Here is a 26362-nt window from a genome sequence, read left to right on the forward strand (position 1 = left end):
TCGCTGGCACAAGTCCGCAGACGAAATTCTCGCCTCAGTGAAGCGCTTCTGCCAAAAGACCGTATGTCAGGGACTTTAGATTCAGGTGACTAGCTGTCTACAAGAAGACTATTCTGCTCGATCCGGGTTCCGGCCTGAACCGAAGTGGACCCGCCACGGGAACATGATTTTTTACGTTATATCAGATATGTATGAATTATATAGGATCGCAGTTTGATGCCGATCTACAGCTGAAACAGCGCCGCCTGCCGTGGGCCTGCCCGTTGCAGACCCACGAGGATGACGGCATCTGCCTTTTCCCGGCTTTCCCTCCATGCCGGCGGGCCGCGCCGTCATCGCGGGGCGGCCCTGCTCAGGTTTCCGCCAGGAGCGACCGGGCGGCCGCGGCGACGGCCGCGGCGGTGAAGCCGAAATGCGCCATCAGCTCGCTCGCCGGACCGGATTCGCCGAAGCGGTCGAGCCCGATCGCCTTGCCCCGGCGGCCGACATAGCGCTCCCAGCCGAGCGTGGACTGCGCCTCGACCGAGACTGCCACCGACTTGTCCGGGCAGAGGACGGCGTCGCGGTAGTCCCGCGGCTGGGCGTCGAAGAGCGACCAGCAGGGCAGCGACACGACGGCGGCGCCAATGCCCTCGGCTTCGAGCATCTCCCGCGCGGCGACGGCGTACTGCACTTCCGAGCCGGTGGCGATCAGCGTCACCTGGCGCGTGCCCGTCGCCTCGCGCAGCACGTAGCCGCCGCGCGCCGCGCCCGCCGAGCCGTCCCGCGCGCCGCGCAGCGGCGGCAGCGGGTTGCGCGACAGGCACATCACCGCGGGCCTGTCCGCCTTGGCAAGGGCGAGCTTCCAGCACTCGTAGGCCTCGATCATGTCGCAGGGCCGGTAGACGTCGAGACCGGGCGTCGCACGCAGCCCGGCGAGATGCTCGACCGGCTGGTGGGTGGGCCCGTCCTCGCCGACCGTGACCGCGTCATGGGTCATGACATAGAGCGCGCGCAGCCCCATCAGCGCCGACAGCCGCAGCGCGGGGCGGGCATAGTCGATGAAGCACAGGAAGGTCCCGCCATAGGGAAGGAAGCCGCCATGCAGCGAAAGGCCGTTCATGATCGCCGCCATCGCATGCTCGCGCACGCCGAAGGGGATGTAGCGCCCGGCCGGGTTGTCCGCGCTCTGGACCTCGAAGCCCGCGGGCCAGGTCTGGGTCGATCCGGCGAGATCGGCCGAGCCGCCGACCAGCTCGGGCAGGGGACCGGCCAGCGCTTCGAGCACCCGGCCGGTCGACATGCGCGTCGCGGCGGCGGCGCCGTTCTCGGCCGCGATCAGCGCGTCGATCTCCGCCTCCCAGCCATCGGGCAGGCGGCCCTCCATGCGGCGCTCGAACTCGGCGCGGCGTCCGGCGGGCAGCGCGGCAAGCCGGGCGGTCCAGTCCAGCCGCGCCTGTCCGGACCGGATCCCGGCTGCGCGCCAGGCCTCGAGCACATCGGCGGGCACATCGAAGGCGGCCGCCTCCCAGCCGAGGGTCTCGCGCATCCGGCGGTCGTCTTCCGGGGAGAGCGCGCCGAAATGGGCGGCGGGCTTCCCGGCCTTCAGCTCGGAGCCGTAGCCGATCACCGTCTTGCAGGCGATCAGCGAGGGCGCCGCCGCCGCCTTGGCCGCGCGGATCGCCTGGGCGATCTGGGCATGGTCGTGGCCGTCGATGACGCGCACGTCCCAGCCCGCGGCCTGGAAGCGGGCCAGCTGGTTCTCGCCGGTGGCGTGGTCGGTCATCCCGTCTATGGTCACGGCATTGTCGTCGAAGAAGCAGATCAGCCGGTCGAGCTTCTGGTGGGCGGCGAAACTCAGCGCCTCCTGGCTGAGGCCCTCCATCAGGCAGCCGTCCCCGGCCATGACATAGGTGTAGTGGTCCACGGTATCGGCTCCGAAAGCCGCGCGCATCATCCGCTCTGCGAGGGCCATGCCCACTGCAGTCGCGAAGCCCTGGCCGAGCGGGCCGGTGGTGGCCTCGATCCCGGCGAGATTGCCGTATTCGGGATGCCCGGCCGTCTTCGAGCCGAGCTTGCGGAACGCCTTGAGGTCCTCGAGCGTGATGTCGGCATAGCCTGTGAGGTACTGCAGCGCGTAGAGCAGCATCGAGCCATGCCCGGCCGACAGCACGAACCGGTCGCGGTCATGCCAGCGCGGCGCCTGCGGATCGTGGCGCAGGAAGCGAGTGAAGAGCACGGTGGCGACATCCGCCATGCCCATCGGCATCCCGGGATGGCCGGACTGCGCCGCGGCCACGGCATCGACGGTGAGGAAGCGCAGCGCATGGGCCATGCGCTCGGGAGCGGCGGCCGGGGCGGTTTCCGGGCGTTCCTGGGTGAGGGTAGCCATGAGAATGTCCTTTTGCGGAGTCAGGCTCAGTTCAGCCCGGCAAGGGCCGGCAGGAAGAGCACGAGGGAAGGGACGAAGGAGATCAGCAGCAGTACGCCGATGCTGACCAGCAGGAAGGGCCAGATCTCGCGCGAGATCGATCCGACGGTGCAGTTGGTGATCGCCACGCCGGCGAAGATGCACAGCCCGTAGGGCGGGGTCATCAGCCCGATCATCAGGTTGAAGACCATGACCACGCCGAACTGCACCGGATCGATCCCCAGCGCCACGGCCATCGGGGTCAGGACCGGCCCGAGGATCAGGATCGCGGGGGCAGCGTCCATGAACATCCCCCAGCACAGCAGCAGCACGTTCACCAGCAGGAGGAACAGCACCGGATTGAGCGACATCGCCGAGATCATGTCGGCCGCCTTCTGCGGGATCTGCGCCGAGGCGAGGATCCAGCCGAAGATGCCGGCCGTGCCGATCAGGAAGAAGATCGCGGCCGTGTCGCGCGCCACCCGGGCGCCGATCATGACGAGGGCCTGGAAGGACAGGTTGCGGTAGACGGCCAGCCCGAGGATCAGCGCGTAGCCCACCGCGACGGCGGCCGCCTCGGTGGGGGTGAAGGTCCCGCTGAGGATGCCGCCCATCAGCAGGACCGGCATCAGCACGGCGGGCACGGCCTCCTTCAGGATAGCCAGGACGCGGGCGCGGGTATAGCGGGTCTCCGCCGCGCGGTAGTTGCGGCGGCGGGCGATGGCGTAGACCAGCCCCATCTGCGCCAGTCCCAGAAGCACGCCCGGCACCGCGCCGCCGACCAGCAGCGCGCCGGTGGAGATCTGCGCGACCGAGGCGAAGATCACCATCGGGATCGACGGCGGGATGATCGGCCCCTGCACCGAGGAGGCGACGGTCACGGCGGTGGAGAAGTCCTCGGAATAGCCGTTCCTCTTCATCGCCGGGACCAGCACGGAGCCGAGCCCCGCGACATCGGCCAGCGCCGAGCCGGAGCAGCCGCCGAACATCATGCTGGCCAGGATGTTGACCTGGGCGAGCCCGCCGCGGAACCGCCCTACGGCCAGGTTGGCGAGGTTGATGATGCCGTCGGTGATCTTGCAGGCGGCCATGACATGGCCGGTCATGACGAAGAGCGGCACGGCGAGCAGCACGAAGGAGTCGATGCTGGTGAAGAACTGGTGGACGATGGTCCTCAGCGACATCTCCGCGGCAAGGAAATAGGCCAGCGCGGCAATGCCCGTCGCGAAGGAGAGCGGCACGCCGAGAATGGCGAGTGCCGCGAACAGGAACAGCATGAGCGGCAGGGCGAGGCTCATTCGGGATACTCCTCGGCAGCGTCGTCGATGCCGCGCGGCAGGGCGGGGACATTGAGCCCCATCAGCCAGCTGCGGCGGTGGAAGAGGATGTCGAGACTGTCGAGGGCCAGCACGACCAGCACGCAGGCCGCGCCGATCGGGATCCCCATGAAGGGCCAGTAGAACGACACCTGGAGGCCGGGAGAGGTGATCCAGGAATTGGACTCGGCATAGCCGTAGCCCACCTTGACCAGCACGCCGAGCAGCACCGCGACCGGCACGCGCAGCGCCAGCTCGTACCAGAGCCGCCCGGGTTCGCCGAAGCGGTGGTAGAGGATGGTCAGCCGCGGATGGCCTTCGCGGTGATAGGCGATCGCGGCGCCGATCATCGTGACATAGATCATCATGTACTTCGCCAGCTCCTCGACCCAGTAGAGCGGCAGGTTGAAGACATAGCGGGACAGGACCTGCAGCAGCAGGATGGCGAAGATCGCGAAGATCAGCGCGCTCATGAGGTAGTCGAGGACTTGGCAGAAGCGGATCAGGCACCGCTCCAGGCCATTGAAGCCGGCAAGCTTGGCCATGGCAGGGTTCCAGCAAGAAGGAAGGGAGGGGGGGCGGCGCCGCGGGACTGCGGCGGCCGCGCTCCGGCAGACGGGACACCGTCCGCCGGCGGGAAGTTGGCGCCTAGTACTTGAGGGCCTTGAAGCTCTCCTGGATGCGCGCGATCTCGGCCTCGAGATCGGCGAGCACCTGGTCGCCGCCGTCGATGTTCTTCTCGAACCATTCGAAGGCCGGAGGCTGCATGACCGCCTTGAACTCGGCGATCTCCTCCGGGGTCGGCTGGTAGATCTCGGTCCCGTTCTCGGCCAGCCATTTCATGTTGATGATGTCGTAGAGCGGCGCGATCGCCTCGGCGCCGACGCTGGCCTCCTGGCCTGCTTTCAGCACGGCGAGCTGGATGTCCTCGGGCAGCCCCTCGAACCAGTCGACATTGTAGGTCACGGCGCCGACCAGATGCACATGCGAGGTCAGCGTGATGTAGTCCTGGACCTCGTTGAAATTCGAGGAGCGGATCGTGGCCAGCGGGTTCTCCTGGCCGTCGGCGACTCCGGTCTGCAGGCTGGAATAGACCTCGAGCCACGGGATCGGCGTGGCGCGGGCGCCGGTGGCGTTGAACATCTCGATATGGGGCCGGACCTGCATGGTGCGGATCTTGAGCCCTTCCAGATCGGCGACGGTCTTCACCTGGGTGCCTTTGGTGGTGAGCTGCCGGTAGGCCTGCGGCGAGAAGAACAGCACGCCGACGCCGGTCGTGTCCTCCATCTCGGAGAGGATCTGCTTCATGAAGGGGTTGTCGCGGCGGTAGAGCTGCTGCGCGACGGCCATGTCGGGCATGACATAGGGCAGGTCGGTGAAGGTGATCTTGGGAAAGAGGTTGCCCAGGACGCCCATCGCCAGCTCGCTGCCCTGCAATTCGCCGGACTTGACCTGCTGCAGCCCCGAGAGCTGGTCGCCGAGCTGGCCGTCGGGGAAGACCTGCACGTCGAGACGGCCGCCGGTATATTCCTCGGCCTTGGCCTCGAAGATCGCCAGCGAGGCCGAGGCCGGCAGTGCCATCGGATCGGCCGGGGTGCCGGACGCGATCTTCATGGTGAATTCAGCGGCGTGCAGCGGCAGGGCGCACCCCACCAGCGCCGCGGCCGCAAGCGCGGCGCGGTTGAAACGACAGGTCATCTGATTCCTCCCTGGCACGGCAGAGCGGCTCCATCCTCGCGCCCTGGCGTGCGTTTGTCAGGTCGACTCGCGCCGACTGCTCTCGTATGAAAAATTCTATTCAATCCAGCAAGTGAAAAATTTCATTCACGGCTCCGCACAGGCCGGCTAGGGTCGCCTCAAAGGGAGCACCAGATGAAGATGGACAATCAGAGGGATGTGCGGGACTTCGCCTCGCTCAGGACGCGGATCGTCGAGCGCTATCCGAAAATGAGCAAGCAATTGCAGGCGATTGCCGAATTCGCTCTGAACAATCCCGAGGTCATGGCCGTTGAGACGGTCAGCCGCCTGTCCGAGCAGCTGTCGCTGCCGCCCTCGACCTTCGTGCGCTTCGCGCAGGCGATGGACTATTCCGGCTTCTCGGAGATGAAGCGCGACTTCTCCAACTACCTGATGTTCCGCATGCGCGAGCTCGACAATGCCGAGGCCCCGCCGGCGGGCGATGAGGGCGATCCGCTGTCGCTCTTCATGGCGGCGGCGCAGACCGAGCTGGCCGATCTCGGCGGCTCGGTCGACCGCGCGGATTTCGACCGCGTCGCGGCGGAGCTGAAGGCGGCGCAGACGATCTTCGTTACTGCCCAGCACCTGTCCTATCCGCTTGCGGCGCTCTTCGCTTGGTCGCTCCTGCAGGAGGGGCGCCAATGCGTGCTGCTCGACAATACCGGCGGCTTCGCCCTGCGCCAGTCCCAGCTCGCCGGGCCCGGCGATGTCACGGTCGCGATCAGCTTCGCACCCTACCAGCCCTCGGTGGTCCAGCAGGCCCATGCCCATATCGAGCGCGGCGGCACGGTGATCGCCATTTCCGACAGCGATCTCAGCCCGCTGGCCGCGGCCGCGACGCACCGGCTGACACTCAGGGGGCTGGTGCCGAACCGCCGCGGCGCCCTGGCCGGAGCCACCTGCCTGCTTCGGGCGCTGGCCTTCGCGGCGCTCGAGGAGGCATAGCTGGAGGCGGTGCCCTGGCCTGTCGGGTTGCGCCCTGGCGACGTCCCCGCTGTCGAGTTCACCTACAGTCGGCAAGGCTATAGTCCGATTCTGCCGGTGTTGCCGTCGCAGATCCCGACCGTGAGGCTGCCGAAACTCAAATCTGCATCACCGCCATGGACGCCTGCTCGGCCCAGGGAAGGGCCGAGATCGAAAGTCGTCGCTTGAAGCTGGCGGAGAAAAAGGCGGTGCACGGTCAGTCTCCAATCGGCACATCAAGGCCCTTCGCTGTGGATCAGCATCAAACCGTGACCCTGCCCATTCGGCTTGCAACCAGCTGTTTATGCCGAGACTTTTCTGCTCGAGCCGGGTCCCAATCGGCGCCGATCGGGTCCCGCTACGAGAATGGATTTATTACATAAAGACAGATAGTTATCTGTTAATCAGACAGGGTCACGGTTTGGTGCCAATCCACATCCGATGAGCCATCGGCGCCAGCGCCAGGCTTCCGCGCCGCCGCAAGGCCGTTGAGAGCCCCCATCGCCGAATACTGGAACTAGCACGAATGGCAGTGCCCGCAATGCCGACTCATCATTTCAACGCCATTCTCAAAACCTTGATCGTCCGCCTGATCCGTTCCTGATGGCGCTGCGAGTTATGGGTCACAGACCAGATCTCGCGGACGAGAAGTGGTTCACCTGATCCCACCAGCGTCAGTTCGTCCTTGTCTACCGCCAGGAAATCGGGAAGCGCCGCGATGCCGCCCTTGGCCAAGACCGCCGCCAGCTGCAGATCGAGGTCGTCCGCATAGCAGGCAAACCTCCCGTCAGCGATCCGGTTGAGCGCAACTTGTTGCGGCATGGCGTTCCGAACGTCGCCCTGACCGATATACCGCCGGTCCTCCTCGGAGGTATCCGCGATGTACTCGCGATGCGCGTATAGACGAAACGCGATGGAGCCGAGTTTGGAGACCGCCAGATCACCCGTCTGCGGCCGCGACAGGCGCACCGCAATATCGGCCTCACCGCGTGGCAGCGAGGCGAACTCGATTTCTCCGGCGAGCTTTATCTCCAGCTCAGGGTATTCCCGGCCGAGTGACAGGAGCGGACCGATTAGCCGGGCTCTGGCCAAGGCGGGCGGGGCGGAGATCGTGACCCGGCCGCTCATGCCGGGTCGCATCCCCGCCGCGCATCTCGCCGCCAGATGGGCGGCCTCCATCATCGGCCGGGTCGCATCGGCAAAATCGCGCCCCGCCGCGGTCAGAGCCAATTGCCGTCCGCGCCGGTCGAACAGGGCAAGACCAGTCTCGCTTTCGAGTGCCTGCATCCGCCGGGTAACCGTGGTTCGTTCGACGCCCAATTCGCGCGCGGCAGAAGCGGTACTGCCGGTTTCGACCAAGGCAATGAAGAAGCGAATGTTTTCCCAATCCATGCACCGCACCGTTTCGAAATGCATTTCTGCATCAATCAAGTGTACGATCTATGCATTCCATGCAGCCCAGATGTCACGAATATTCCGTCTCGTCAGATCGGAAAGAGGTACATCATGACGCATGTCGTCGAGCTATCCGCCCCCGGTGGGGTGCAGAAATTATCGTTTGTCTCGCGTGACATCGGCAATCCCGGCCCTGGAGAAATCCGTTTGCGTCAGACTGGTGCAGGCGTGAATTTCATCGACATCTATCAACGGAGAGGAATTTACCCTCTTTCCATGCCTGCCGTACTCGGGGTGGAAGGCGCGGGCGTGGTGGAAGCCGTCGGCGAAGGTGTCGCCCAAATCGCGGTGGGGGATCGTATCGGCTACGCAGGGGCCGTGGGAGGATATGCCGAAACGCGGCTCTTGCCCGCCTGGCGCGCGATAAAGCTTCCCGATGATGTTTCCAGCGAGCTCGCCGCCAGCAGCCTGCTGAGAGCCTGCACGGCGCATATGCTGCTTCGCAAGGTCCACTAGGTGACGCCGGGCACGACGATCCTGATCCATGCCGGTGCAGGTGGGCTGGCCAGCATCGTCATACCTTGGGCCAAGCGGCTGCGCGCTCGGATCATGGCCACGGCGAGCACCGATGCGAAGGCTGAATTTGCCCTGGCGCACGGTGCTGACCAGGTCGTCATCGGCCGGAACGCGGACATCGCGGGGGAAGCTCGAAAATGGACCGATGGCCAGGGCGTGGATTTCACCATAGATGGCATCGGGGAGCCGACCTTCAGGGCCTCTCTAGAGGCGACCGCAAAGTTCGGTACCTTCGCAAGCGTCGGCCAAGCGGGCGGCGAGCTTGGCTCGCTCTCGGCGAAGGATCTGGGCCCGCAGAGAAGCCTTGCGTTTCATATGCCAAGCGTGATGGCCTATCTCGCGGACCCTGCCCGCTACGAAAGGGTTGCAACCGAGGCAATGACCGCCTTGAGCGCCGGGCCAGGGAGACCAGAGGGGCCGCAATTTGCGCTTTCCGACGCCAGCGCGGCACACACTTTCCTCGAGAATGGCGCCACGACAGGCACGCCACTCCTCGCGATCTGAGCGAGAACGAAAGCCGCCGTCCGCACCTCGGCCGATCAGTATGACGAGAAAGCTGCGGGCCGGGCCGATCTGCTGCTTCGGTGTGGATCGGCATCAAACCGTGACCCTGCCCATCCGGCTTGCAACCAGCTGTTTATACCGAGATTTTTCTGCTCGAGCCCGGTCACGATCGGCACTGATCGAAACCAGTAACGAGCATGAATTTATTACATAAAGGCAGATAGTTACCTATTGGTCGGACAGGGTTACGGTTTGGTGACGATCCACAGCAAATGCCGCGACGCGTTCAGGATACAGGCCCAGCCCTCAGCAGCGCGCCGCTGAAAAAGACATGCGGCAATACGATGTAGCGGCGGCCTCAACGCAGAACGCTGGCTCCGCCACGCCTGAATGCGTCCAGCCAGGACGCGCGGGGAGAGCAAGATCGCTCCCAGGGCTGCGGCCACGGCGGAGAGAATCCAGGGGCCCGGGACACGGGGGGTGCGATCGGTACTTGACCAAGGCGAGTGGGGAGCGTCCCGGGACAAGATCAGGAATTCTTGCCGAGACTAGCTCCGATGACCGATATCTTCATTGCATTCTCCTTTTGCTGCGATATCTCGAGATTATCGCCATGGGGGCGAAGGGAGCGCGGTGCCGAAAGCCACCTCTGCAAGCGATGGACCGCTTTGAGGTAGGGGTTTAATTCGCCTGCAAGGTGTCGGCCGACGCCCGGACCCTCAGTTCGGGGTCAGGCCAGTTGGCAGCACCGGGCTAGGATAGGCAGAAGCAGGAGCCATGTTGGGAGTTGGGTGGGTTGACGGCGACGGACGTTACCGGGCTCACCATGGCCGCATTGGCGACGGCAGGCGTGATCCTGCGTCCCTTTGGCTGGCCCGACTGGGTATTTGCCGCAGTTGGCGCTGTCGCGGTCGTTTGCGCCGACGCCCTGCCGCCATCGGCCGCAATGGCTGCCGTCGGGGATGCAAGGGAGGTCTGCTTCTTCCTTGTCGGCATGATGCTGCTCGCCGAGGTTGCCGGACGCGAAGGTCTATTCGACTACCTCGCCGCGCATGCTGTCCGGATGGCTTCCGGTTCAGCGCAGCGCCTATTCCTGATGTTGTACCTGGTCGGTGCGGGAGTGACAGCCTTCCTCTCAAACGACACGACCGTGGTTGTGCTCACGCCCGCCGTTTTCGCGGCCGCCCGCCATGCGAAGGTGCCACCGATGCCATATCTCTTCGGTTGTGCGATCGTCGCCAACGCGGCCAGTTTTGTCCTGCCGATTTCCAACCCCGCGAATCTCGTTATCTACCACGGCGCACTGCCGGATCTTGAGGAATGGCTCGCCAGGCTTTTCCTTCCTGCCCTCGCTGCCATTCTTGTCAGCTATCTTGCCCTGCGTCGGGTGATGCAACGGGAGCTGGAAGCGCAGCCGTCCAACGCAGAGATGCCCGCGCTTTCTTGCGGCGGTCGGATTGCGGCAGCAGGACTCGGTCTTTCGGCTGTGCTCCTGCTTTCGGTATCGGGACTTGGCGGTGACCTGGGGCTGCCCACATTGGGAGCTGGAATAGCAGTGGTGTCGGCAGTGGCCCTGGCGACCCGCCGATCGCCAATGCCGCTGCTAGGGCATATCGCTTGGGGCGTCCTGCCGTTGGTCGCCGGGCTATTCGTCCTGGTCGACATGCTGGACCGGCAGGGGGTGCTGACGGATCTGGGCCGATGGCTCGGGCAGATGTCGGCCATGTCTCCGCAGGTAGCGGCGGGACTGACCGGACTGGCGGTCGGGGTCGCGACAAATCTGGCCAATAACCTTCCTGTCGGCCTGGCGTCCGCCGCGGTGGCCACGGCGGGAGGGCTCGGAGATCTGATGAGGGACTGCATGCTGATCGGTGTGGATCTCGGTCCGAACCTGTCGGTCACTGGCTCCCTCGCCACGCTCCTGTGGCTCGCGGCACTGCGCCGGGCAGGGCTTGGCGTCACGGCGGGACAATTCCTGAGGATCGGACTGCGCGTCATGCCGCCTGCATTTCTGGCTGCCCTCTTCGTCCGCCTTTGCCTGCAGGCATGAAGACCGGCACTTGGGAACAGTGAATGGTCCGCTGCCGCTGGCCTTCCGAGATGAGCCAGAGGCCAAGTGATCTGGAAGGAACATGCCAAAATGAAAGGTTCTGCAAAGGCGGAGGCACCAGCCCGGAAAGTCATATTGTTCGTGCAGAAATCGCGAGGTAACCGGGCTGGACTGCTGACCGGACATCCCGCAGGGTTCGGATGCTCCGGCAGCGCATGCAAACTGACTTCCGGCCATGCGGAGCTGTGATGCTCTGCACTGCACCTCCGCGGGGCGTGCTGTCCGGAAGGCATTGACCGGAAGGACAAGCGATGAACAGGCGAGAGGCGCTTTTTTCCCTCGGCGCGCTGACCGCGGCCGGAACCGTCGCGAGTAGGGGCGCTGCCGCGGAGATGAGCGGATATCCGGCGGACATGGCGCTGGACCGGGGCTTCCTGCCGCGCGCCGTCATCCCCGGCGGCCAGATGCAGGTGCTGACGGATGACCGCCAGAGGGCCACAGTGACTGCGGTCTTCGACCGGCTCATCCCGGCCGACGACCTCGGGCCGTCTGCCTCGGAGGCGGGCTGCATCGAGTTCCTGGATGCCCAGCTGGCCGGCCGCTACGGCGCGGGCGCGGCGCTCTACCGCGAGGGTCCGAAGATGGCCGGCGAGGACGCGCTGAGCCAGTCGCCGCAGTTCATCGCCACACCGAGCGAACGGTATGAAGCCGGGCTGAACGCTCTGGAGGCCTGGGCGCAGAAGACCGACGGGGCGTCCTTTGCCGACCTGCAGCCCGACCGCAAGGACGAGATCCTCAAGGGCATGGAAGACGGCTCGGTCGAGCTGTCGTCCGAGGTGAACACGAAGGCCTTCTTCGAGCTGCTGCTGGCCAATGTGCGCGAGGGATATTTCTCGGACCCGATCTATGGCGGGAACCGCGACATGGCGGGCTGGCGGCTGATCGGCTTTCCCGGCGCGCGCTACGACTACCGGCTCTACGCGGATCGCACCGGCGAAAAACTCGATCTCGAGCCCGTCAGCCTGATCCCGCGCGACTGAGCCCCTACGATCTTCACGAGGCAGCTATAGCATGGCAACCAACAGGAAAGCCGACGTCGTTGTCGTCGGTCTCGGCTGGGCGGGCTCGCTCATGGCCGAGGAACTCACCCGCGCGGGGCTGGAGGTCGTGGCGATCGACCGCGGCCCCTGGATGGACACCTCGACCCACACTCCGCCCGCCGTCGATCCGGACGAGCTGCGCTGGGGCATCCGGAAGGAGCTGTTCTCCCCGCCGAAAGACAACACGCTGACTTTCCGCAATACGACCGGGCAGACGGCTGTGCCCCAGCGCGACTTCGGCATTTTCGAGCTGGGCGGCGGCGTCGGAGGGGCGGGATTCCACTGGGCAGGAATGTCATGGCGGTTCGATCCCTACGATTTCGAGATCCGCTCGCAGACCATCGAGCGCTACGGCTACGCGCGGGCCGAGGACGGCGAACTGCAGCTGCAGGACTGGGGCGTCACCTATGACGAGATGGAGCCCTTCTACGACCGCTTCGAGCGGATTGCGGGCATCTCCGGAAAGGCCGGGAACCTCGAGGGCGAGATCCAGCCCGGCGGCAATCCCTTCGAAGGCTGGCGTGCGCGCGATTATCCCACGCCGGCGCTGAAGACACTGCGCTCGATGGAGGTGTTCTGCGAGGCGACCGCGCGGATGGGCTATCACCCTTTCACGATCCCGGTCGCGAACCTGAGCCAGCCCTACGTGAACCCGCTGGGCGTCAGCATGGGGGCCTGCACCTATTGCGGATTCTGCCTGGGCTATGGCTGCGGCAACTATTCGAAGTCCTCGCCGCAGGCCTGCGTCTTCCCGGTGCTGATGCGCCGCCCGAATTTCCGCGTGATCACCGAAAGCTGCGTGACAGGCCTCAACAAGGCCGCCGACGGCAGGACCGTGACCGGCGTCACCTATGTCGACGCTCAGGGAAAAGAGCACATCCAGGACGCGGCGATTGTCTGCCTGACCGCTTTCATGGTCGATTGCACGCGGCTGATGCTCACCTCGGGCATCGGCAGGCCCTATGACCCGGACACGCAGGAGGGCACGGTGGGGCGGAACTTCACCTTCCAGACCGTCTCGGGCACTGACATGTGGATCGAGGGCGAGCAGATGAACCCTTTCATCGGCGCCGGCGGTCTGGGAAGCCAGATCGACGACTTCAACGCCGACAATTTCGACCACTCCGAACTGGATTTCCTGCATGGGGCCGGCATGCTCACGCTCGCTCGCGACGGAGCGCCGATCTCGAAGGCCGGCAAGCTGCCCGAGGGCAGCCCGCGCTGGGGGACGGGCTTCAAGCAGGCCTATCGCGACAGCTACCAGACCTATACGACGATCTTCAACCAGGGCTCGTCGATGCCGGTCAAGCGCGGCTATCTCGACCTCGATCCGACCTACAGGGACAAATTCGGGCAGCCGCTGCTGCGGATCACCTACGACTATTCGCAGTCCGACCGGAACATGGCGAAATACACCATGGACCGCGCTGTGGAGATCGCGCGCGAAATGGGGGCGCAGCACATCACGCCCTTCAATTTCGCCGACAGGCCTTTCACCACCGCAGTGATCGCTTCGGATCACGTCATCGGCGGCACGCCGATGGGGGCGGACCCGCAGACCTCGGCGGTCAACCCGTTCCTGCAGAGCTGGGACTGCCACAACCTGTTCGTCTGTTCCGCATCGGTCTTTCCGATGAATTCCGGCTACAACCCGACTGCCACAGTCGGTGCGCTTGCGATCCGAGCGGCACAGGCGATCCATCAGGACTATGTCCGGAATCCCGGCCCTCTGGTGGAGGCCTGACGCGATGGCAAATTTCAAGGCATTCGCAGGCGGCGTCGCGGCCCTGGTCCTGATCGCAGCGGCTGGGGCAGGGATCTGGGCCTGGCGCACTGCCGACACGTGGCGCAACGCGGTGGCGGATGACGCCGTCGCGCTGGCCGACATCGGTGCGGCCGACCCGGAAGCGGTGGCGCGCGGGGAGTACATCATGCGCGCGGCCGACTGCGCCGCCTGCCACACGCGCGAGCAGGGCGATTTCGCCGGCGGCTACGAAATCGCCACGCCCTTCGGCACGCTGGTCTCCTCGAATATCACGCCTGACCGGGAAACCGGCATCGGTGCCATGACCGAGCGCGATTTCTTCGATGCCGTGCGGCACGGGCAGGGCCAGAAGGGGTTCCTCTACCCGGCCATGCCCTATACCGCCTATGCTAGGATTTCCGACCAGGACATGCACGACCTCTGGGCCTACATGTCCACGGTCGCGCCGGTGAGGAATTCCGTCGACGAGAATGGCGGCATGGCCTTTCCGTACAGTATCCGGCTGGCGATGCTGGGCTGGAACATGCTGTTCTTCGACGGTTCCGGTTTCGAGCCGGCCCCGGGCAATGCACAGCTGGCCCGCGGCCAGTACATGGTCGACGGCCCCGGCCATTGCTCGGCCTGCCACAGCCCGCGCAATGCGCTCGGCGCGGAGATCGGAAGCGCATATCTCCAGGGCGCTGTCGTCGATGGCTGGCTCGCGCCCGAGATCACCTCGAACCGGCATCAGGGGCTCGGCGATGTCTCTGCCGCCGACGTGGCCGAGTATCTCGGCACGGCAACCGACGGCAAGGCGATGGCCTCCGGGCCGATGGCCGAAGCAGTCGAACATTCGCTGCAGTACCTGACAGAGGATGACCGGCTGGCAATGGCGGCATGGCTCAAGTCCGTTCCGGGCTCGGATGTCGCACGCCCGGAGCAGGTCGATCCGGCCAGCCCGGAAATGCATGGAGCCGCGCTGCAATACGAGGTGAGCTGCTCGGCCTGCCATGGCACGCGGGGCGAGGGCATGGGCGACCTGGTTCCGGCCTTCGACGGCAATCACGCGCTTTTGTCGGAGAACCCGGCGAGCCTGGTCCGCGTGATGCTGGAAGGTGCGCGCGCAGGACACAGCGGCGCGAAACCCACCGGCGCGGGCATGCCGTCCTTCGCGTGGAAATATGACGACGCCCAGATCGCCGGGCTTCTGACCTATATCCGCAACGCATGGTCGAATGCGGGCATGCCGGTTGATCCGGCACAGGTTGCCGATATGCGCGGAGCGCTTGCAGCTCGGGACAAGGCCGCTTCCGGGTTCTGACGCAATCGGACGGAGCGGCCGTCTGCCGCTCTGTCAAACCGGTTGCGACGCGGGCGGAGTCGCGGATATTGCCCGGCAAGGGAGTGCACGCATGACGGGAAAATGATGTCCAACCGCCCCACGATGCAGGACGTGGCCGACCTTGCCGGGGTCAGCCTCTCGACGGTTGACCGCATCCTCAGCGGCCGCAGCAAGGTGAAGCCCGCAACCCTTCGCCATGTGCTCGAGGTTGCCGGGAGGATCGGCTTCCACGGCGTTCCGGTGATCCGCGAGCGCCTGTCAGAGACGGTGCCCGAAGCCCGCTTGGGCTTTCTGCTGAATGGCAACGAGCGTGCGCTCTATGCCGATTTCGCGCAGCGGCTGACCGAGCGCACGAGGGCCTCGTCGAAAATCCGCGGCACTGCCGAGATCCGCCATCTGCAATCGGTTGCCCCCGCGGAGGCCGCCGGAGAACTGCTTCGCCTCGGCCAGAGCTGCAGCGCGATCGCGGCGGTCGCGGTGGATGCGCCAGAGGTGCACGCAGCGGTAGCAAGCCTTGCCCTGCGCGGGATCCCGGTCTTTTCCATGCTGTCGGACATCACCTGCCCTGCGGTTGCGGGCCATGCCGGGGCGGATCCGCGCAAGATGGGGCGCGGCGCGGGCTGGATGATGCACCGGCTCTGCTGGCGGCCGGGCCGGGTCGCCCTGTTCCTCGGCTCTCGCGGCTATTCCGCCCATCGCGGCTACGAAGCCGGCTTCCGCAGCTATCTGGAAGAGCACTGCAGCCCGCTCCTGCTTCTGCCGCCAGCCGAAACCGGCGAGAGCGACGCGGCAGCCGAGGCGCTCGCGGCAGAGATCCTGCAGTCGGAACCGGAGATCGCGGCCATCCTCGTGGCGGGCGGCGGTCTGCACGGGGTGCTGCGTGCAATCGCAGCGGACGGGCGCAGCGGTCTGGTGGTGATCGGCACGGAGCTCGGGGCAACCGTTGATGCTGCCCTGTCAGAGGGCCGGGTCGACGCCGTGCTGAGCCATCCGACCCGCGAAGTCGTGGAGGCGGTCGTGGCCATGATGGAGAGCGCGGTCGTGTTCGGATCGCCGCCAGAGCGCCAGCAGCAGGGGGTGCCGGTCGAAATCCGGATCAGCGAGACGGTCTGACAAGCGGCTCGGATGCAAGGGCGAAGTTCGATCAAATTTCATCAGATTCGACCTGCCTGCACAGGTGGGATGCAGATACCTTCCAAGGCGGAGGAGCGAGGCCCGGGGCGTGCCGGGGAGGAGAAGACGCGGACGGTGCCATCCGTCCCGGCGCGCTGCGGCGTGCCTTGTCCCCGACTTTCCCGCCCTTGTGCCCGAATGGCTTCTCCGGCCCGGCTGCCGCCGCTTTCCGCCGGCACCTGGCACTGTTGGACAGCAAGTGGACAAGGGTACATGCTAGAACAGACCATGACGACCGACACGCCCCCCGACGCGGAAGGCGCTCATTCGCGGCGCCTGAACCTGATCACCGTGATCGCCTGCCTCGGCGGGCTGCTCTTCGGCTACGACACCGGCGTGATCAATGGCGCACTGGAGCCCATGAAGGCCGATCTGGCGATGAGCCCGGCCATCGAGGGCTTCACCGTCTCCATCCTGATCTTCGCCGCCGCCTTCGGCGCAGTTCTGGGCGGACGGCTGGCGGATCTCCACGGACGGCGCCACAACATCATTCTGCTGTCGGTCCTTTTCATCGCCGGAACGCTGGGCTGCGTGCTGGCACCCTCCTGGCAGGTGCTGGCGGCGTTCCGCGCGGTGCTGGGCCTGGCGGTCGGCGGGGCTTCGGCGATCGTGCCGATCTACCTGGCCGAGGTTTCACCGCACGAGCGCCGCGGCAGCCTCGTCACCCGCAACGAGGTGATGATCGTCGGCGGCCAGTTCGCCGCCTTCGTCATCAATGCGGTGATCTATTCCTTCTGGGGCGCGAGCGAGCATGTCTGGCGCTTGATGCTGGCCGTGGCAGTGCTGCCCGCCGTTGCGCTGATGATCGGCATGCTCAGGATGCCGGAAAGCCCGCGCTGGCTTGCAATGCAGGACAGGGACGACGAAGCGCTCGCGGTCCTGCGCCAGGTGCGCAGCCCGGAAGGCGCGGCGGAAGAGCTGCGCGAGGTCCGCGAGATGGCCGCCCTCGATCGCGAGGAAACGGCAGGCATCCTTGCAGAGCTCGCCAAGCCCTGGGTCAAGCGGCTGATCTGGATCGGCATCGCGCTCGGCGTGTTCCAGCAGCTGACCGGCATCAACTCGATCATGTACTACGGCTCGCAGCTCCTGCAGGATGCAGGTTTCTCCGCCCGGGCGGCCGTGATTGCCAATACGCTCTACGGCCTGGCCAGCCTCGCGGGGATCCTCGGCGGCATCGCGCTGATCAACAAGTTCGACCGGCGAACCATGCTGATCGGCGGGTTCGCGGTCACGACGGTATTCCACCTGCTGGTCGGGCTATCGGTGTTCCTGCTGCCGGATGTGGCCGCCAAGCCCTGGCTGATCCTGGGCTTCACCGTGGGGTTCGTCTTCGCAATGCAGGGCACGATCGGTCCGCTGGTCTGGCTGCTCCTGGCCGAGATCTTTCCGCTCAAGATCCGTAGCTTCGCGATGGGACTCTGCGTCTTCGCCCTGTGGATCGCGAACGCGACTGTCGCCTTCGCCTTCCCGCCGCTGGTCGCGGCGCTGGGGATCGGCGCCACCTTCTTCGTCTTCGCGGTGCTCGGCTGCGCCGCCATGGCCGTTCTCGCCGTCATCGTGCCCGAGACGCGCGGCAAGACGCTGGAGGAATTCGAGCAGGAGATGCAGGCGCGGGTCGCCTGAACCCGACATGCCAGCGGCCTCCGGACAGGGGGCCGCGCGGAAGATCGGACAGGCCGGGACGCGAGAGCCCCGGCCTGTCCGGTTTCAGAGCCCGGTTGCGGCGCGTATCATGTCGAGCGTCCGCATCATGTCGAGCGTGGCGCCCAGCGGGCGGCAGGGCGTTTCGGTCCTGCCTGCGGCGATGCATCGGGCGACCTCGGCGGCTTCGTAGCAGAGCCCCTCGAAATGCCGCCCGACCGGCTCGTCGTAATCGAGCCAGAGGGTGCCGTCGGCCGAGATCACCTGGAACGGACCTGGCAGGTTGAACTCGGAGCCGAAGCGCACGGTGCCGTCGGTTCCGACGATCACGGCGTTGGTCGGCGTCAGCCCGTAGAGCGTCGTGGACATGGTGCCCTGGTTGCCCTTTTCGTCCGCCATGATGACCGACAGCTGGCCATGCACGCCGGAGGGGTCCATCTGCTTCAGCCCAACGGCCTGCGCGGGAACGCCCATGAGCTTGGAGATCAGCGAAACCGGATAGGTGCCCAGATCGTAGAGCGGTCCGCCCGCCAGGGAGGGGTCGAAGATGCGGTGGTCGCGTGTGAAGTACTCGCCGTACTCCGTGTGGACCGACTTGATCTCGCCGAGGCAGCCGGAGTCCAGGATCTGCTGAAGCACGTCGAATTTCGGCAGGAAGTAGCTCCAGAGCGCTTCGGCGAAGAACACGCCCTTCCTGCGGGCGATGCCGGCGAGCGCGGCCGCCTCGGCATGGTCGAGCGCCAGCGGCTTTTCGCAGAAGACGTGCTTGCCCGCCTCGAGGGCCAGCTTGCAATGCTCGAAATGGCAGTTGTGCGGCGTCGCCACGTAGATCACGTCCAGAGCCGGATCGGCCACCAGCGCGGCATAGCTGCCATGGGCGGTGGCGATGTCCTGCTCGGCAGCGAAGCGCGCGGCGCTGTCACCGGTGCGCGAGCCGGCAGCGGCGATGTCCTGCCGCGTATGGGCGCGGACCGAGGCGATGAACTGCTTCGCGATCCAGCCGGTGCCGAGGATGCCCCAGCGGATGGACGGGGCCGCCATCGGGTCGGGAACGCGGCTTGCAGGCAGGGCAGCGGGGAAGCCGGGTGCGGTCATTCCGTCCATCAGATCGTTTCCAGGTTGCGGGTTGCAGGAGCCGTCGCGACGTCCTCCCAAGTGCGGGTCGCAAGGGAGCGTTCCATCGCGTCGATGATCCGAACATTCTCGAGCCCGAAGGCGAAGTCGGGGAAGCAGCCGCCGCCCATGATGCCGTGGATCAGGTCATGGACCTCGATCACCTTGACGTCGAAATAGCCCAGGCCGCCGCCGGCGAAGTCGAATCCGAAGAAGCCGCCGAACTGCTCGACCTGGCTGCCCGCCAGCAGGGTCTTGAAGCCCCGGTCGGGCTTGGGGTCGGTGAAGCGGGCGATCTTCAGTTCGTTGAAGCGCTCCCCGTCCATGACGATGGTGCCCCCGGTGCCCGAGACCTCCCAGTAGATGCCGAAGACCTTTCCGGCGGCTGCGCGGCTGGCCTCGATCGTGCCGCCGGCGCCGGAGGCGAAACGCACCATGGCCTGGATCTGGTCCTCGTTCTCGACCTCGGCACGCGGCGCATCCTGCCCGGCTTTCGCGCCGTAGCCCGAGCCGCCCTGCGGGACGGGGCGGGTGGGGAAGAAGGTCTGGGTCTGGGCGATGGTGCTCTCGACCGGGCCCATCAGGTACTGCGCGACCGAGATGACATGGCTGCCCAGATCGCCGAGCGCACCGGAGCCCGCCTCGCGCCGCGTGCAGCGCCACGAGAACGGCAGCTCTGGATCGTTGAAGAACCCCTGGTCGAACCAGCCGCGGAACCGCATCGGCGTGCCGATCTCGCCTGCCTCGATCAGCTGCTTGGCCAGCATCGCGGCGGGTGTCTTGACGTTGTTGAAGGCGACCATGGTGCGCACGCCCCCGGCCCTGGCGGCGGCAGTCATTTCCTCGGCTTCGGCCGCGGTCACCGAAAGCGGCTTCTCGCAATAGACATGCTTGCCCGCGGCGATGGCGGCCATGGCCATCTCGTGGTGCATGAGGTTCGGCGAGGTGATGTCGACGACATCGACCGCCGGGTCGCTGACCAGCTCGCGCCAGTTTCCGGTGGAGCGCTCGAAGCCGAAGCGCGCGGCCGCAGAGGCGGCCAGCTCCGGCGTGGCATCGGCCAGCATGCAAAGATGCGGCCGGGCAGGGAGATTGCGGTAGAGCATTGCGGCGCGGCGGAAGGCATCGGCATGGGCCTGGCCCATGAAGCCCGAGCCGATCAGGCCGATATTGAGCGTGCGGGTCATGCGCTGACCTCCTGGCTTGCGAAGACGGAAAGGACATGGGCGAAGGCGCGGGAGACCGCCGGGGCAGGGGGCGCCTTGGCCGGGTCCTGCTCGGCCTCGACGACCATCCAGCCCCGGTAGCCGGACGAGGCGGCAAAGCGGGCGAGCGGCGCGAAATCGACCATGCCGTCGCCGGGCACGGTGAACAGGCCGCCGCGCACGGCATCGTTGAAGCTCAGGTCGCCCGCCCGCACGGCAGCCAGTTCGGCGCGCCTCACGTCCTTCAGGTGGATATGCACGATCCGGTCGCCGAAGCGCGCGATCAGCTCCTCGTAGCCGAAGCCCGCCGCCACCGCGTGGCCGGTATCCAGAAGCAGCCCGACCTCGGGGCCGCAGAGATCGAAGAGCGCGGAGATCTCCTCCAGCGTTTCGGCCACCATCATCAGGTGGTGGTGGTAGGCGAGCGCCAGCCCGTATTCCTCCTGCAGGTGCCGTCCGAACTCGGTCAGCCGCGCGGCATAGGCGGCGACCTCGCCTGCGGGCATGATCCGGCGCGCCGACATCGGCGCGTCGAGCGGTGCGCCCGGCGCCATCATCGCGCATTCGCCATAGACCATCGCCTTGCAGCCGAGCGCCTGCAGCAGGCGCGCATGATCTGCGACGGCCCCGATCTCCGCAGCCACGCTGCGCCCGGCCAGCTCGCCGGAATGCCAGCCGGAGGCGAGCGACAGTCCTTTCTCCTGCAGAAGCGGTCCCAGAACCGCCGGATCGCGAGGATACTTGCGGCCAAGCTCGGTGCCTTCGTAGCCCGCCGCCGCGGCCTCCGACAGGCAGGTGTCGAGGCTGATGCCGGCGCCGAGATCCTCGAGCACGTCATTGGCCCAGCTCAGCGGGCTGACGGCCAGGCGGACACCCGGCGGAAGGATAGAAAGGTCATGGGTCATCGTCAGGGTCTCCAGTCAGGGGTGAGGTCCACGGGCAGGCCGGTCTCCAGCGACCGGATGGCAGCTTCGACGAGGCGCTGTGCCTCCAGCCCGTCCTTCATCGTGGCGAGCGGCGGGGTGCCGTCGGCAACGAGCCGGACGAAGGCGTCCATCTCGTCGGCATAGGCCCGGGCGAAGCGCTCGAGAAAGTAGTTCACCGGCGGCTGCAGGGTCTCGCCGTCCGGGGCCGCTACGGTCAGGGTCGACTCGCGCTGGTTGCCGACGCTCAGCACTTCCCGCGCGCAGAAGGCCTCCAGCCGCTGGTCGTAGCCCATTGGCCCGCGGCGGGAGTTCATCAGGGTGGCGATCCGCCCGGAGAGGGTGGTCAGCGCGATCATGCCGGTATCGATATCGCCGATCGCGCCCAGCTCCTCGGAGACCAGGCAGGCGCCGGTCGCATAGACCCGGGCGACCGGCTCCTCGAGCAGGTAGCGCGCCATGTCCATGTCGTGGATGGCACTGTCGCGGAAGAATCCGCCCGAGGTCCCGGCATAGGCGGCAGGCGGCGGGGACGGATCGCGCGACTGCATCAGCACCGTTTCCAGCCGCCCGGACCGGCCGCTGCCGATCCGCTCCTTGAGCGCGCGGAAGGGCGCGTCGTAGCGGCGCTGGAAGCCCAGCATCGACGGCACGCCCGATGCCTCGACATCAGCGGCGACCTCCAGGACGGTGGCGAAATCGAGGCTGATCGGCTTCTCGGCGAAGACGGCCTTGCCGGCCTCTGCGGCACCGCGGATCAGCGCGGCGTGGCTGTCGGTCGAGCTGGCGACGACGACGCCGGAAATCTCCGGGTCGGCGAAGACCTCCTCCGGCGTTGCGAGAATTGCGCCGAGCTCGGCGGCGACGGCGTCCCGGGCCTCGCTGGCGACCGGATCGGCAATGTATTTCAGGTGCACGGCAGGGTGCAGGGCGGCGTTCCGCGCATGGATCTGGCCCATGCGTCCGGCGCCGAACACGGCAAGTTCGATCATTCCATGTCTCTCCAGATGCGGCCGCCGAGGCTCCTCTTCCGTGGCAGCTTGAGCGGAGGCTAGCGCGGTGCTAGGCCTTCGGGGAACGGCACCTTTGATGTGATTTGATCAAGGAAGGCGCTATGCCACGGAAGCCTAATGCAAAAGACGTCGCGCGCGAGGCCGGTGTTTCGACGGCGACAGTCGACCGGGTGCTGAACAGCCGCGGCGGGGTTGCCGCGGAGAAGGAAGCGCGCGTGCTCGAAGCGGCGCGGCGGCTGAAGCTCGACCGGATGCTCGACCAGCGCCCGGCGCGGACGATCCGCATTGCGGTGCTGCTGCAGCCGCCCGCCAACCCTTTCCATGCCGAGCTGCAGGCCGGGTTCCAGGCGGCACGGCGCATGCATGCCGGGCTCAACATGGAGTTCCGCATCCACCACCTGGTCCCGACCGAACCGGCGAAAGTGGCCGCGCAGATCGACAGCCTCGGCGGCAGCCATGACGGGTTCGTGGTCTGCGCGCTGCATGATCCGGCGATCGCCGCCGCGCTCGACCGGCAGATCGCGCGCGGACGGGCGGTGCTGACGATCGGCACCGACATCCGGACAGAGGGAGAGCGGGTCTATGTCGGGCCGGACAATATCCGGTCCGGCCGCGTGGCGGGCGATCTCATGGGGCGGCTGATCGGTCCGCCGGGCGGCGCGGTGCTGGTGATCGCCGGGCTTCTGAGCATGATCGGCCACGAGCAGCGCGAGCAGGGCTTCCGCGCCGTTCTGGCCGAGCGCCACCCGGCCTGCAGCGTTGCGGCGGTCGTCGAGAGCCGGGAGGATAGCGGGCGGGCGGGAGAGCTGGTCTTCCGCGCGCTCCGCGACCGGCCGGACCTTCGCGGGATCTACAATGCATCGGCCGGATCTCGGGAAGTGGCCGACGCGATCCGCGCGGCCGGCAGGGCGCGCGACCTGGTCGTCATCACCCACGAACTGACCGAGGACCGCCGGAAACTCCTGCGCGAGGGGCTGATCGATGCTGTCATCGACCAGAATCCGGCGCTGGAAGTGCGCATGGCGGTCGAAGTGCTGGCCGCGCGCTTCGGGCGCCTGGACAAGGGGCCCGCGACCACGCTGACCCCGGTGCAGATCCACATGGTCGAGACCTGCTGAGCGGGGGGAGGCATACGGCCTTCCGCGCCGCCGGGGCGCGCGGAGGGCAAGCAGCGTGCCGCGCAGCCGGTCAGGCCGCGGCGGTCTCGGTCAGGCCGGCCCTGGCAGAGAGGCGCTTCAGCGTCTTCAGACCGAGATCCTGGTATTCGAACGGATTGCGCAGGGCGCTGTCCTGCTCGGCCTCGATCACGATCCAGCCCGAATAGCCCGACCTGGCAGCCTCGGCGAGGACGGGTTCGAAGTCCACGATCCCCTCGGCATCCCCCGGTACGGTGAAGGCGCCGCGGCGGACGCCCTCGAGGAAGCTCAGCCCCTCGTCGCGGACCTGGCGGGCGATGTCCGGCCGGACGTTCTTGCAATGGATATGGCTGACCCGGTCCATGTACTTCGCGGCCAGCTCTGCCGGGTCCGAGCCGCCGAACCAGGCATGGCCGGTATCGAGCAGTAGCCGCGTATGCGGTCCGGCCATCGCCATGAAACGGTCGATATCGGCGCCGGATTCGATGATCGTGCCCATGTGGTGGTGATAGCCCATCGCCATGCCTTCCTCATGCGCCACGCGGCTGAGTTCCTCGTATCCCGCCGAGAAGCGGTCCCAGTCGGCATCGCTCATGACGGGCCGGTCATTCACCGCCACCGCATCGTTGCCATGGACGGTGTTCGAGCATTCGCAGGCATTGACATGGCTGCCGCCCGCCGCCCTGGTGAAGGCGATCCAGTCGCGCAGCCGGGCCACTTCGGTCGCGATGTCGCTGGAAAGGAGGCTGGTCGAGAACCAGCCGGCCGCGAAGCGCAGGCCGTATTCGCCGAGCGCGGCCTTCAGCGCGGGGCCCTCGTCGGGCATCTTGTGGCCCTTCTCGATGCCGTCGAAGCCGATCTGGCGGCAGTCGGACAGGCAGTCCTCGAGACTCAGATGGTCGCCGATCGACCAGTCGTCGTCATTGGACCAGGCGATGGGGTTGGTGCCGAACAGGATCATGGGGCTCACCGGGATCAGGGTTGGAAAAGGCCGGGCGCCGCGCAAGGGATCAACGCGGCACCCGGACGGGGCTGCAGGAGGATGTACAGCCCCGAAGGGTCAGGCGGCGGCCGTCGCCACGGCGCCGGTCACGTGGAGGATGCTGTCCCTCAGCGCGGCCTCCGGATCGGGCAGGGCCCAGTGGTCCTCGGAGAAGGGCTCGAAGGAGAACGGGCCGGCATAGCCCGCCGCGAGCAGCGCCTTGACCTGGGGAATGTTCTCCAGCCGGTCATTGGCGTCGACCAGGATGCGGTGCGCGTCGAGCATGTCCTCGACCGCCACGCCGGGATCGACGACGCCGGAGATGTGCACCAGCCCCGTCCATTCGGGGAAGAATTCCGTCTCGCCCGCAAGATGGTGGTGGAACGTGTCATGCATGAGCTTGAAGACATCCTCGCCTCCTGCGGCCTGGATGCAGGCGATGGCGGTGGCCTTCCTACGCATGGAGGAGACCGGAAACCCCAGCGGCTCCACCAGGCCCTTCAGCCCTCGCGCGCGCATGATCGGGGCAAGCGCCTTCAGCGCCTCGGTGGCATCGGCCTCGGAGACCGGCGTGCTGTCATTGAGCGGGCAGAGCACCAGCGCCTTCGCCCCGCAGGCGGCAGCGTAGTCGGCCATGGCGACGGCGCGCTCCGGCAGGTCGCCGGACCAGGTGTTGAACGGGTAGAGCGCGTTGATCGAAAGGATCTCGACGCCGGCCGCCTCGGCCGCCCGGCGGACGTCGCCGGGCTGGTGCGTCCCCATCACGTCGGGAATGTCGTTCCTGATCTCGACTTTCGTGCTGCCGAGGCGCTTCGCCATGGCGAAGAATTCCTCGAGCGGCAGCTTCGGAGCGCAGATGTGGTTGATGGCGATATCCATGGCGGACCTCATGCGTAAAGGGCGGGGCGGGCAGGCAGGTCGATCCTGACGATCTCGCCGCTCTCCTGCGCGGCGACGCAGGCATCCGAGGTGATCGCGGCGGCATAGCCGTCCCAGGCGGAGGGCCCGGAGGCGGTTCCGGCCAGTGCGGCCTGGATCCAGTCCTGCAGCTCGACATCGTAGGAGGCGACGAAGCGGTCCTTCCAGTCGGTCAGGATCGGGTTGGAGAGCGCCGCGTCCTTGCGCATCGTGATCGACATCGGCTCGGGCAGGTTCGCGAGCCCGTCCTCGCCGACGACCTGGCACTGGATGTCGTAGCCGTAGCGGCAGTTGACGAAGACCTCCACGTCGATGCGGATGCCCTTTGCGGTTTCCAGCAGGACGATCTGCGGATCCGCCACCTTGTCATGGGCATTGGAGGACTTCCGCGGGAAGATCACCTGCGCAGAGACATAGTCGTCATCGAGCAGCCAGCGGAACACGTCGATCTCGTGGATCAGCGTGTCGTGGATCGCCATGGGAGTGACGTACTGGTCGGGCACGGAGGGGTTGCGGTGGGCGGCATGGACCATCAGCGGCTGGCCGATCCGGCTGTCCACGACCTCCTTCAGCATCCGGTAGCCAGCGTCGTAGCGGCGCATGAAGCCGACCTGGACCAGCCGCGTCCCATGCGCGGCCTCGGCCTCGACGATGCGGCGCGCGCCCTCGGCGGTGGTCGCCAGCGGCTTCTCGCAGAAGCAGGGCTTTCCGGCAGCGATGGCGGCCAGCACATAGGCCTCGTGGGTGAAGCCGGGCGAGGTCACCAGCACGGCATCGACCTCGGGGGAAGCGATCAGCGCCTCGCCGGTGGCGAAGACGGCGGCATCCGGGGCGAGCTCGGCCTGGACGGCGGCAGCGGCCTCGGCGCTGTAGTCGTAGAGACCGGCAACGGTCGCGCCGGCCAGCACCTGCGCCAGGCGGCGGGTGTGGTCTCGGCCGATCATGCCGGTGCCGATGACGCCGACCCGCAGGCTGCGGGCCGAAGTGGCGGCGGAGATGGTCTGGGCGATGGTCATGGGGATGAGCCTCAGTTGAAATGCGTGTCGATGTAGCGCTTGGTCTCGGAGAGCATGAAGCGGGCGCTGTCCTCGGCGCGGTCTTCCCAGCCGAAGACGCAGTTCGACAGCACGCCGTCGAATTTC

Annotated in this window: 22 protein-coding genes; 10 read left to right on the plus strand and 12 right to left on the minus strand. The window is 66.7% G+C overall.

Features of this window, described 5'->3' with window-relative positions; translation table 11 throughout:
• Positions 1-352: 352 nt before the first annotated feature.
• From tkt to FGX59_RS31150, 4 genes are all read right to left on the minus strand, one after another.
• On the minus strand, positions 353-2371 hold the full coding sequence (gene tkt, locus FGX59_RS38270) for a transketolase (RefSeq protein WP_240722813.1): 2019 nt from the start codon (positions 2369-2371) through the stop codon (positions 353-355).
• A 26-nt stretch (positions 2372-2397) separates the two neighbouring features.
• On the minus strand, positions 2398-3687 hold the full coding sequence (locus tag FGX59_RS38275; RefSeq protein ID WP_206078486.1) for a TRAP transporter large permease: 1290 nt from the start codon (positions 3685-3687) through the stop codon (positions 2398-2400).
• Complete coding sequence (locus tag FGX59_RS31145; protein ID WP_138471727.1) at positions 3684-4250, minus strand: TRAP transporter small permease; 567 nt, start codon at positions 4248-4250, stop codon at positions 3684-3686. The genes FGX59_RS38275 and FGX59_RS31145 overlap by 4 nt, the downstream gene beginning before the upstream one ends.
• Positions 4251-4353: 103 nt before the next feature.
• Positions 4354-5403, minus strand: coding sequence for a TRAP transporter substrate-binding protein (locus FGX59_RS31150; RefSeq protein WP_138471729.1), 1050 nt, complete (start codon positions 5401-5403; stop codon positions 4354-4356).
• Positions 5404-5577: 174 nt separating this feature from the next.
• Between FGX59_RS31150 and FGX59_RS31155 the strand changes: the two genes are divergently transcribed.
• A complete protein-coding gene (locus tag FGX59_RS31155; RefSeq protein ID WP_138471731.1) occupies positions 5578-6387 on the plus strand; it encodes a MurR/RpiR family transcriptional regulator in 810 nt (269 codons plus the stop codon).
• A gap of 570 nt (positions 6388-6957) precedes the next feature.
• Here the strand turns inward: FGX59_RS31155 and FGX59_RS31160 are convergent.
• Positions 6958-7836: a LysR family transcriptional regulator gene (locus FGX59_RS31160; RefSeq protein WP_138471734.1), complete on the minus strand. Its 879-nt coding sequence runs from the start codon at positions 7834-7836 to the stop codon at positions 6958-6960.
• Between the two features lie 75 nt (positions 7837-7911).
• Here FGX59_RS31160 and FGX59_RS38280 point away from each other — a divergent pair, with 75 nt between their 5' ends.
• The 8 genes from FGX59_RS38280 to FGX59_RS31195 all read left to right on the plus strand — a co-directional run bounded on the left by FGX59_RS38280 (position 7912) and on the right by FGX59_RS31195 (position 17912).
• Entirely contained in the window at positions 7912-8316 is a 405-nt protein-coding gene (locus tag FGX59_RS38280; RefSeq protein WP_206078487.1) for an alcohol dehydrogenase catalytic domain-containing protein, read from the plus strand.
• The gene (locus tag FGX59_RS38285) at positions 8317-8880 is read left to right on the plus strand and encodes a zinc-binding dehydrogenase (protein ID WP_206078488.1); all 564 of its coding nucleotides are present in this window, start codon (positions 8317-8319) and stop codon (positions 8878-8880) included.
• A gap of 796 nt (positions 8881-9676) precedes the next feature.
• A complete protein-coding gene (locus FGX59_RS31170; protein WP_206078489.1) occupies positions 9677-10930 on the plus strand; it encodes an SLC13 family permease in 1254 nt (417 codons plus the stop codon).
• 311 nt (positions 10931-11241) lie between these two features.
• Positions 11242-11970, plus strand: a complete 729-nt coding sequence (locus tag FGX59_RS31175; RefSeq protein WP_138471735.1) for a gluconate 2-dehydrogenase subunit 3 family protein — start codon at positions 11242-11244, stop codon at positions 11968-11970.
• A 31-nt stretch (positions 11971-12001) separates the two neighbouring features.
• Positions 12002-13774, plus strand: coding sequence for a GMC family oxidoreductase (locus tag FGX59_RS31180; protein WP_138471737.1), 1773 nt, complete (start codon positions 12002-12004; stop codon positions 13772-13774).
• A 4-nt stretch (positions 13775-13778) separates the two neighbouring features.
• Positions 13779-15095: a cytochrome c gene (locus FGX59_RS31185; RefSeq protein ID WP_138471739.1), complete on the plus strand. Its 1317-nt coding sequence runs from the start codon at positions 13779-13781 to the stop codon at positions 15093-15095.
• Positions 15096-15197: 102 nt separating this feature from the next.
• Positions 15198-16229 (plus strand): LacI family DNA-binding transcriptional regulator, encoded by a 1032-nt coding sequence (locus FGX59_RS31190; RefSeq protein WP_138471741.1) that lies wholly within the window; start codon positions 15198-15200, stop codon positions 16227-16229.
• Between the two features lie 273 nt (positions 16230-16502).
• Complete coding sequence (locus FGX59_RS31195; RefSeq protein WP_138471743.1) at positions 16503-17912, plus strand: sugar porter family MFS transporter; 1410 nt, start codon at positions 16503-16505, stop codon at positions 17910-17912.
• Positions 17913-17996: 84 nt separating this feature from the next.
• On the opposite strand, the gene FGX59_RS31200 is transcribed toward FGX59_RS31195, so the two are convergent.
• From FGX59_RS31200 to iolG, 4 genes are read right to left on the minus strand one after another with little or no spacing between them, the layout of a single operon-like run.
• Positions 17997-19034: a Gfo/Idh/MocA family protein gene (locus FGX59_RS31200; protein WP_206078490.1), complete on the minus strand. Its 1038-nt coding sequence runs from the start codon at positions 19032-19034 to the stop codon at positions 17997-17999.
• The gene (locus FGX59_RS31205; protein ID WP_138471745.1) at positions 19034-20230 is read right to left on the minus strand and encodes a Gfo/Idh/MocA family protein; all 1197 of its coding nucleotides are present in this window, start codon (positions 20228-20230) and stop codon (positions 19034-19036) included. Before FGX59_RS31205 ends, FGX59_RS31200 begins: the two co-directional genes overlap by 1 nt.
• Positions 20227-21153, minus strand: a complete 927-nt coding sequence (gene iolE, locus FGX59_RS31210) for a myo-inosose-2 dehydratase (RefSeq protein ID WP_138471747.1) — start codon at positions 21151-21153, stop codon at positions 20227-20229. Before iolE (FGX59_RS31210) ends, FGX59_RS31205 begins: the two co-directional genes overlap by 4 nt.
• A 2-nt stretch (positions 21154-21155) precedes the next feature.
• Positions 21156-22163, minus strand: a complete 1008-nt coding sequence (gene iolG, locus FGX59_RS31215) for an inositol 2-dehydrogenase (protein WP_138471749.1) — start codon at positions 22161-22163, stop codon at positions 21156-21158.
• Between the two features lie 122 nt (positions 22164-22285).
• Here iolG and FGX59_RS31220 point away from each other — a divergent pair, with 122 nt between their 5' ends.
• Positions 22286-23302: a LacI family DNA-binding transcriptional regulator gene (locus FGX59_RS31220; protein ID WP_138471751.1), complete on the plus strand. Its 1017-nt coding sequence runs from the start codon at positions 22286-22288 to the stop codon at positions 23300-23302.
• Between the two features lie 70 nt (positions 23303-23372).
• Here the strand turns inward: FGX59_RS31220 and iolE (FGX59_RS31225) are convergent, their stop codons facing one another.
• From iolE (FGX59_RS31225) to FGX59_RS31235, 3 genes are all read right to left on the minus strand, one after another.
• On the minus strand, positions 23373-24281 hold the full coding sequence (gene iolE, locus FGX59_RS31225; protein ID WP_138471753.1) for a myo-inosose-2 dehydratase: 909 nt from the start codon (positions 24279-24281) through the stop codon (positions 23373-23375).
• A gap of 99 nt (positions 24282-24380) precedes the next feature.
• Positions 24381-25181, minus strand: a complete 801-nt coding sequence (locus tag FGX59_RS31230; protein WP_138471755.1) for a TIM barrel protein — start codon at positions 25179-25181, stop codon at positions 24381-24383.
• Between the two features lie 8 nt (positions 25182-25189).
• Positions 25190-26236 carry a Gfo/Idh/MocA family protein gene (locus FGX59_RS31235; protein WP_138471756.1) on the minus strand — a complete coding sequence of 349 codons (1047 nt, stop codon included), beginning with the start codon at positions 26234-26236 and terminating at the stop codon, positions 25190-25192.
• Between the last annotated feature and the right edge of the window lie 126 nt (positions 26237-26362).

This window comes from Poseidonocella sp. HB161398 (assembly GCF_005870025.1).
GTDB lineage: Bacteria > Pseudomonadota > Alphaproteobacteria > Rhodobacterales > Rhodobacteraceae > Mangrovicoccus.

Coding starts and splice junctions, on each gene's coding strand:
- FGX59_RS31145 (WP_138471727.1), bottom strand. CDS start 4,250: ATGGCCAAGCTTGCCGGCTTCAATGGCCTGGAGCGGTGCCTGATCCGC.
- FGX59_RS31150 (WP_138471729.1), bottom strand. CDS start 5,403: ATGACCTGTCGTTTCAACCGCGCCGCGCTTGCGGCCGCGGCGCTGGTG.
- FGX59_RS31200 (WP_206078490.1), bottom strand. CDS start 19,034: ATGGACGGAATGACCGCACCCGGCTTCCCCGCTGCCCTGCCTGCAAGC.
- iolG (WP_138471749.1), bottom strand. CDS start 22,163: ATGATCGAACTTGCCGTGTTCGGCGCCGGACGCATGGGCCAGATCCAT.
- FGX59_RS31195 (WP_138471743.1), top strand. CDS start 16,503: ATGCTAGAACAGACCATGACGACCGACACGCCCCCCGACGCGGAAGGC.
- FGX59_RS31190 (WP_138471741.1), top strand. CDS start 15,198: ATGATGTCCAACCGCCCCACGATGCAGGACGTGGCCGACCTTGCCGGG.
- iolE (WP_138471747.1), bottom strand. CDS start 21,153: ATGACCCATGACCTTTCTATCCTTCCGCCGGGTGTCCGCCTGGCCGTC.
- FGX59_RS31205 (WP_138471745.1), bottom strand. CDS start 20,230: ATGACCCGCACGCTCAATATCGGCCTGATCGGCTCGGGCTTCATGGGC.
- FGX59_RS31235 (WP_138471756.1), bottom strand. CDS start 26,236: ATGACCATCGCCCAGACCATCTCCGCCGCCACTTCGGCCCGCAGCCTG.
- FGX59_RS31155 (WP_138471731.1), top strand. CDS start 5,578: ATGAAGATGGACAATCAGAGGGATGTGCGGGACTTCGCCTCGCTCAGG.
- FGX59_RS31185 (WP_138471739.1), top strand. CDS start 13,779: ATGGCAAATTTCAAGGCATTCGCAGGCGGCGTCGCGGCCCTGGTCCTG.
- FGX59_RS31175 (WP_138471735.1), top strand. CDS start 11,242: ATGAACAGGCGAGAGGCGCTTTTTTCCCTCGGCGCGCTGACCGCGGCC.
- FGX59_RS38275 (WP_206078486.1), bottom strand. CDS start 3,687: ATGAGCCTCGCCCTGCCGCTCATGCTGTTCCTGTTCGCGGCACTCGCC.
- FGX59_RS31220 (WP_138471751.1), top strand. CDS start 22,286: ATGCCACGGAAGCCTAATGCAAAAGACGTCGCGCGCGAGGCCGGTGTT.
- FGX59_RS31180 (WP_138471737.1), top strand. CDS start 12,002: ATGGCAACCAACAGGAAAGCCGACGTCGTTGTCGTCGGTCTCGGCTGG.
- iolE (WP_138471753.1), bottom strand. CDS start 24,281: ATGATCCTGTTCGGCACCAACCCCATCGCCTGGTCCAATGACGACGAC.
- FGX59_RS38280 (WP_206078487.1), top strand. CDS start 7,912: ATGACGCATGTCGTCGAGCTATCCGCCCCCGGTGGGGTGCAGAAATTA.
- FGX59_RS31230 (WP_138471755.1), bottom strand. CDS start 25,181: ATGGATATCGCCATCAACCACATCTGCGCTCCGAAGCTGCCGCTCGAG.
- tkt (WP_240722813.1), bottom strand. CDS start 2,371: ATGGCTACCCTCACCCAGGAACGCCCGGAAACCGCCCCGGCCGCCGCT.